The sequence below is a fragment of the Marmoricola sp. Leaf446 genome (genome assembly GCF_001424755.1).
In the GTDB taxonomy this organism is placed as follows: domain Bacteria; phylum Actinomycetota; class Actinomycetes; order Propionibacteriales; family Nocardioidaceae; genus Marmoricola.
In genome coordinates, this window is sequence record NZ_LMRF01000006.1 from 89,348 (window position 1) to 95,593 (window position 6,246).

7 protein-coding genes are annotated in these 6,246 nt (G+C 73.6%); 2 read left to right on the forward strand and 5 right to left on the reverse strand.

Features of this window, described 5'->3' with window-relative positions:
* Positions 1-2 precede the first annotated feature (2 nt).
* Both nusB and efp read right to left on the reverse strand, forming a co-directional pair.
* Positions 3-413 (reverse strand): transcription antitermination factor NusB, encoded by a 411-nt coding sequence (gene nusB / locus ASG49_RS15070; protein WP_056543347.1) that lies wholly within the window; start codon positions 411-413, stop codon positions 3-5.
* The gene (efp, locus tag ASG49_RS15075; RefSeq protein ID WP_056543350.1) at positions 413-976 is read right to left on the reverse strand and encodes an elongation factor P; all 564 of its coding nucleotides are present in this window, start codon (positions 974-976) and stop codon (positions 413-415) included. Before efp ends, nusB begins: the two co-directional genes overlap by 1 nt.
* A 234-nt stretch (positions 977-1,210) precedes the next feature.
* Between efp and ASG49_RS15080 the strand changes: the two genes are divergently transcribed.
* Positions 1,211-2,491, forward strand: a complete 1,281-nt coding sequence (locus ASG49_RS15080; RefSeq protein WP_056543352.1) for an alpha/beta hydrolase — start codon at positions 1,211-1,213, stop codon at positions 2,489-2,491.
* A complete protein-coding gene (locus ASG49_RS15085) occupies positions 2,488-3,162 on the forward strand; it encodes a class I SAM-dependent methyltransferase (protein ID WP_235562114.1) in 675 nt (224 codons plus the stop codon). Before ASG49_RS15080 ends, ASG49_RS15085 begins: the two co-directional genes overlap by 4 nt.
* Here ASG49_RS15085 and ASG49_RS15090 read toward each other — a convergent pair.
* From ASG49_RS15090 to ASG49_RS15100, 3 genes are all read right to left on the reverse strand, one after another.
* Positions 3,139-4,248: a hypothetical protein gene (locus tag ASG49_RS15090; protein WP_056543356.1), complete on the reverse strand. Its 1,110-nt coding sequence runs from the start codon at positions 4,246-4,248 to the stop codon at positions 3,139-3,141. The two genes, ASG49_RS15085 and ASG49_RS15090, sit on opposite strands and share 24 nt — an antisense overlap.
* Complete coding sequence (locus ASG49_RS15095; RefSeq protein ID WP_056543359.1) at positions 4,245-4,967, reverse strand: methyltransferase domain-containing protein; 723 nt, start codon at positions 4,965-4,967, stop codon at positions 4,245-4,247. The genes ASG49_RS15090 and ASG49_RS15095 overlap by 4 nt, the downstream gene beginning before the upstream one ends.
* On the reverse strand, positions 4,961-6,246 hold a 1,286-nt coding region (locus tag ASG49_RS15100; RefSeq protein ID WP_235562115.1), incomplete at its 5' end, for a glycosyltransferase family 4 protein. The genes ASG49_RS15100 and ASG49_RS15095, both read right to left, overlap by 7 nt.

Sequence of the window (6,246 nt, forward strand, 5' to 3'; positions counted from 1 at the left end):
GGCTAGGCCTGGCCGACCAGCTGCTCGCGGTCGCGGACGATGTTGCCCAGGACCCCGTTGACGAAGGCGGGCGACTCGTCGGTGGACAGGTCCCCGACCAGCTTGAGCGCCTCGGAGACCGCGACGGCGTCGGGCACGTCGTCGACGAAGAGGATCTCGAAGACGGCCAGTCGCAGCACGTTGCGGTCCACGGCCGGCATCCGCCGCAGCGTCCAGCCCTGGGCGTAGTCGGTGATCACCTCGTCGAGGCGGTGGCGGTGCTCGTGGACGCCGTCGACCAGCCGCTGGGTGTACTCGTTGACCGGGCCGTTCTCGGCCTGCTCGGCCAGCAGCTCGGCCGGCGGGCGGGAGCGCATGTCCGCGGCGTACACCGCGTCGAGCGCCCGCTTGCGGGCCTTGGAGCGTGCCGCCATCAGGAGCTGACGCGACCCAGGTAGGAGGAGTCGCGGGTGTCGACCTTGATCCGCTCGCCGGTGGTGATGAACAGCGGGACGCTGACCTGGGCACCCGTCTCCACGGTGGCGGGCTTGGTGCCGCCGGTGGAGCGGTCGCCCTGCAGGCCCGGCTCGGTGTAGGTGACCTCGAGCTCGACCGAGGCCGGCAGCTCGATGTAGAGGACACGACCGTCGTTGGTGGCCACGATCGCCTCCTGGTTCTCCAGCATGAAGTTCGACGCGTCGCCGACGATCTCGGGCGCGACCTCGAGCTGGTCGTAGGTGCCGGTGTCCATGAAGACGTAGGACGTGCCGTCGTTGTAGAGGTACTGCATCGTGCGCTTGTCGACCGAGGCGACCTCGACCTTGACGTCGGCGTTGAAGGTCTTGTCGACCGTCTTGCCCGACTCGATGTTCTTGATCTTGGTGCGGACGACCGCGCCGCCCTTGCCGGGCTTGTGGTGCTGGAACCACATGACCTGCCAGAGCTGGCCGTCCAGCTTGAGCACCATGCCGTTCTTGAGGTCGTTCGTCGTCGCCATGCGGAGGATCTCGCGTCTCTTCGAGGGGTCGTGGGGGCACCGGCGCGACCCGGGGGTCGTGCAGGCACAGCGGCCGAGTCTAGCGGGGACAGGGACCGGCGTGGCACCGTGGCGCGACGCCCGCCGCGCCCGCGCAGGCCGACGGCCCCCGCCCGCGCCGCTGACGAGCACCCGCCGGGCGGGCCGTCGAGACCCGACACCCGCTACTGAACGCAATTCGGTAGCGTGACCGCCATGTCGCTCCGCCACCGGCAGCTGCTCGCCCTCGCCCTGACCGCCAACGCGCTGCGCCCGCTGCGCAACGTCGGGGCCGGGGTCCCGGCCTTCGTCGCCGGCTGGATGACCAGCGAGCTGGCTCCGCAGCTGCTCGCCACCACCGCGCTCGACGCCGCGGCCGAGGTGACGCTGCGCCGTGGTCGCCGCGGCCACCCCGACGCTGCGGGGCTGGCCATGGCCGCGGTCACGACCGCCGGGCTCGGGCTGATGGTGCGCGAGTCGCTGCGCTCGGCGCGCCGCATCGAGTCCACCCTCGACGACGACCTCGGGGCCGACTACCTCGAGGTCCTCGACGAGCCGCCGACCCGCGAGGACCTCCGGCTGCACCTGCGCGAGCTGGCCCACCCGTTCCGCCTCGACGACCCGGACGTGGAGGTCGTCCGCGACGTCTCCTACGTCCCGGGCGTCGAGGCCCGGCGTGCCCGGCTCGACGTCTACCGCCCCTCCGGCGTCGACCTCGACCGGGCGCCGGTGCTGGTGCAGGTCCACGGCGGCGCCTGGACGCTGGGCAGCAAGGAGACCCAGGGCCTGCTGCTGATGAACCGGATGGCCCGGCGCGGCTGGGTCTGCGTCGCGCTGAACTACCGGCTCGCCCCCAAGCACCCCTTCCCGGCCCAGGTCGTCGACGTCAAGCACGCCCTGGCCTGGGTGCGCGAGCACGTCGAGGAGTACGGCGGCGACCCGGACTACCTCGTCCTCACCGGGGGCTCCGCCGGCGGTCACCTCGCCTCGCTGGCCGCGCTGACGCCCCACGAGCGCCAGTGGCAGCCCGGCTTCGAGGACGCCGACACCAGCGTCGCCGCCTGCGTCCCGTTCTACGGCGTCTACGACGTGGGCGGACTGACCGGCGACAAGCCGGCCGTCGCCATGCGCGACAAGTTCCTCGGCCCCAAGGTCTTCCAGCGCGACCCGGCCGAGGACCTCGAGATCTTCGAGCAGGCCTCGCCGCTGGCCCGGGTCACCCCCGAGGCGCCCGACTTCTTCGTCCTCCACGGCGACGCCGACACGCTCGTCGACGTCCGCCAGGCCCGCGCGTTCGTCGCCCGGCTGCGCGAGGTCAGCCGCGCGAGCGTGACGTACGCCGAGCTGCCGGGCGCCCACCACGCGTTCGAGGTCTTCAGCTCGATCCGCAGCCAGCACACCGTGCGGGCCGTCGAGCGGTGGCTGCTGCACCACCGTGCCGTGTGGAGCCGCGAGCGGACCGAGCAGGGCACCGGCACCACCTCGGCCAGCGCGTGAGCGCCGGCCCGCCGCTGGACGCCGCGATGGACCCGGCCCTGCTGGAGCACGCCCGCGCCGCCACCGGCTTCATGCCCGAGGACGAGGGCGACCTGCTGCACCGCACGGCGGTGAGGCACCTCGCCGAGGGCCCCGGGCTCGAGGTCGGGACCTACTGCGGCAAGTCCGCGATCTACCTCGGCGCGGCCGCCCGGGTGAGCGGCAGCGTGGTCTTCACCGTGGACCACCACCGCGGCTCGGAGGAGAACCAGGCCGGCTGGGAGCACCACGACGCCTCGCTCGTGGACCCCCGCACCGGCTTGATGGACACGCTGCCCCGCTTCCGCCGCACCCTGCACGACGCCGGGCTCGAGGCCGAGGTGGTGGCGGTGATCGGTCGCTCCACCACCGTCTCGGCGCACTGGCGCACCCCGTTGGCGCTGCTGTTCGTCGACGGCGGGCACGCCGAGGAGCACGCGCAGGCCGACTACACCGGGTTCGCGCGCTGGGTGCGGCCCGGCGGGGTGCTGGTCGTGCACGACGTCTTCGAGCGTCCTGAGGACGGCGGCCAGGCGCCCTTCCACGTCTGGGAGCGGGCGGTGGCGAGCGGCTGCTTCACCCCGGTGGAGACGGTCGGGTCGATGCGGGTGCTGCGGCGCGACGCCGGCTCAGCGGGCGAGGACGTCGGCTGAGGCGCCCTCGGCGCAGCCGCACTCCAGGGCCAGCTCCTCGAACGGCGGCGCCAGGTCCTCGCCGCGCATGATCCCCGAGCCCGGCGTGGTCCGCGAGAGCGCGTCGACGGCCAGCACGACCGCGGCCGCGGTGTAGGTCGTCTCCTCGCGCGGCCAGACCACCTCGTCCTCGTAGACGTAGCCGGTCCAGTAGCCGCCCTCGTCGTTGCGCAGGTGCTGCACGTCGGCGAGCAGCCGGGTGGCGCGCTCGGTGTCGTCCAGGCAGTCCAGCGACAGCACCAGCTCGCAGGTCTCTGCCCCGGTCACCCACGGGTTGGTGTCGACGCACCGGATGCCCAGCCCGGGCACCACGAAGTCGTCCCAGCGGGCCTCGACCAGCGCGTTGCCGGCGGCCCCGCGGACGGCGCCGCCCAGCACCGGGTAGTACCAGTCCATGGCGTAGGTGCGCTTGTCCAGGAACAGCTCGCGGTGCTCGCGCAGCGCGTGGCCCAGGCGTCCACCGGCGAGCTCCCAGTCGGGCTGCGGCTCCCCCACCAGCTCGGCCAGGGCCACCCCGGCCCTTAACGCCTGGTAGATGCTCGACGACCCGGCGACGAGGGCGTCGCGGTTCACGCGGGCGGGTCGGTCCCCGTCGTACTCCTGGGACCAGGCGATGCCGCCCCACGGCAGCTGCAGGCCGACGACGTAGTCCAGCCCGGCCCGCACGACCGGCCACAGCCGCTCGACGTAGGCCAGGTCGCGGCGCAGCCGCCAGTGGTGCCACAGCCCGACCGCGAGGTAGGCGCACATGTTGGTCTCGCCGCTGGCGTCCTCGACGCGGCCCTGCACGATCCGCATCGGCCACGAGCCGTCGGGTCGCTGCCACCGCGCGCACCAGTCGTACGCCGCCTCGGCGGTCGCCACCTCGCCGCCGACCAGCGCACCCATGGCCGCCTCGACGTGGTTCCAGACGTCGGTCTGCGCGCCGGGGCTCCACGGGATCGCCCCGTCGGGCTCCTGGGTGCGGGTGATCGACCGGGCGGTGGCCACGACCTGCTCGGCGCTCAGCAGCCCGGGCAGCGCCGGGACCGGGTGGGTCGCGCTCATGCCGGCTTGCGGACATAGAGGACCATGCTCTTGCCGATCAGCGGGTTCAGCGCCCGCTCGGCGGCGCGGGTCAGCACGCTGACGCCGCGCGTCCTCATGATGTCCCAGACCAGCAGCTGGTGGTAGGCGCGCACGAGCGGGTGGCGCTCCTTCGTCGTGCCCACGGCGCACTTGATCCACCAGTACGGCGCGTGCAGCGCGTGGGCGTGGTCGGTGCCCTCGTGGACCATGCCGGCCGCCTCGAGCTTGCCGACCAGCTCGGTGCCGGTGTAGATCCGGATATGCCCGCCCTCGTTGGCGTGGTACTCGTCCGACAGCGCCCAGCAGATCCGCTCGGGCAGCCAGCGCGGCACTGTCACGGCCATGGTGCCGCCGGGGCGCAGCACCCGCACCAGCTCGCGGATCGCGGTGACGTCGTCGGGGATGTGCTCGAGCACCTCCGAGGCCACCACCCGGTCGAACTCGCCGTCGGCGAACGGCAGCTGGAGGGCGTCGCCCTGCTTGGTGTCCGCTTCCCCGCCGGCCGGCACCTCGCCGGCCTCGCGCATCGCGGCGAAGATCTCCGAGACCCCCGAGAGCTCGTCGGCGTCCTGGTCGAGCGCGATCACGTCGGCGCCGCGGCGGTACATCTCGTAGGCGTGGCGCCCGGCGCCGCAGCCCATGTCGATGACCCGCTCCCCGGGGCGGAGCCCGAGCCGGTCGAAGTCGACGGTCAGCATCCTGCGTCCTCCTGTGCGTGCTCAGGTCCGGGCGTGCGCGCCCGGACCACGTCCTCGTACGCCGCGACGGTCGCCTCGGCCACCGCCCGCCAGCTGAACCGCTCCAGCACCCGGCGCCGGCCCGCGGCGCCCATCCGGGCCCGTCGGTCGGGGTCGTCGAGCAGGGCGGCGAGCGCGAGCTCCAGCTCGCCGACGTCCCCGGGGGCGACCAGGTCGGCGCACTCCCCGTCGGGCCCGACGACCTCGGGGATCGCTCCGGCACGGCTCACCACGAGCGGGGTCTCGCACGCCATCAGCTCGGCGGTGGGCAGCGAGAAGCCCTCGTAGAGCGAGGGCACGCAGGCCAGCTCGGCCGAGCCCATCACCTCGACCAGCTCGGCGTCGCCGAGCCCGTGGACGAACGACACGTGGTCGGCGATCCCGAGGCTCTCGAGCAGCTGCTCGGTGCGCCCGCCCGGCACCGGGCGGGTGACCAGCAGCAGGTGGACGTCGCGCTCGACGCGCAGCTTGGCGAAGGCCTCCAGCAGCGTCGCGATGCCCTTCATCGGGGCGTCGGCGCTGGCCATGGCCAGGATCCGGCCCGGGACCCGGGGCGTGGTCGGCGGGACGAAGCCGGCGTCCACGCCGAGCGGGACCACCGTCACCCGGTCGGAGTCGACCCCGAAGTCGCGCACGATGTCGCGGCGGCTGGACTCCGAGACGGTGACGACGCTCTCGCAGGCACGGGCGACCGCGCCCTGCATCCGCAGGAAGGAGTACCACCGGCGCAGCGTCAGCCGGCGGCGACGGCTCGGCGCCGCGGCGAGGTCGACGTCGCGGTCGACGGTGATCGGGTGGTGCACGGTGGTGACCATCGGCAGCAGCCGCTGCACGTCGAGCATGCCGTGGCCGAGCGTCTGGTTGTCGTGCACCACGTCGAAGTCCTCGACGCGCCCGGCGAGCACCCGTGCGACCCGGCGGCTGAAGGTGCGTGGCTCGGGGAACCCGGCCGTCCACATCTCCAGCACCTCGCTGAGGTCGACCAGGTCGCGCAGCTCCGAGGGCCGCGGCGTGCGGAACGGGTCGGGCTCGCGGTAGAGGTCGAGGCTCGGCACCGCGGTCAGCCGCACCCCCGGGTCGAGCTCGGGGTAGGGCTGGCCGGAGAAGACCTCGACGTCGTGGCCCAGGGCGACGAGTTCACGGCTCAGGTGCCGGACGTAGACCCCCTGGCCGCCGACGTGCGGCTTGCTGCGGTAGGACGTCAACGCGATGCGCACGAAGGGAGCCTCCTGGGGGGGGG

Coding starts and splice junctions, on each gene's coding strand:
- nusB (WP_056543347.1), bottom strand. CDS start 413: ATGGCGGCACGCTCCAAGGCCCGCAAGCGGGCGCTCGACGCGGTGTAC.
- efp (WP_056543350.1), bottom strand. CDS start 976: ATGGCGACGACGAACGACCTCAAGAACGGCATGGTGCTCAAGCTGGAC.
- ASG49_RS15080 (WP_056543352.1), top strand. CDS start 1,211: ATGTCGCTCCGCCACCGGCAGCTGCTCGCCCTCGCCCTGACCGCCAAC.
- ASG49_RS15090 (WP_056543356.1), bottom strand. CDS start 4,248: ATGAGCGCGACCCACCCGGTCCCGGCGCTGCCCGGGCTGCTGAGCGCC.
- ASG49_RS15095 (WP_056543359.1), bottom strand. CDS start 4,967: ATGCTGACCGTCGACTTCGACCGGCTCGGGCTCCGCCCCGGGGAGCGG.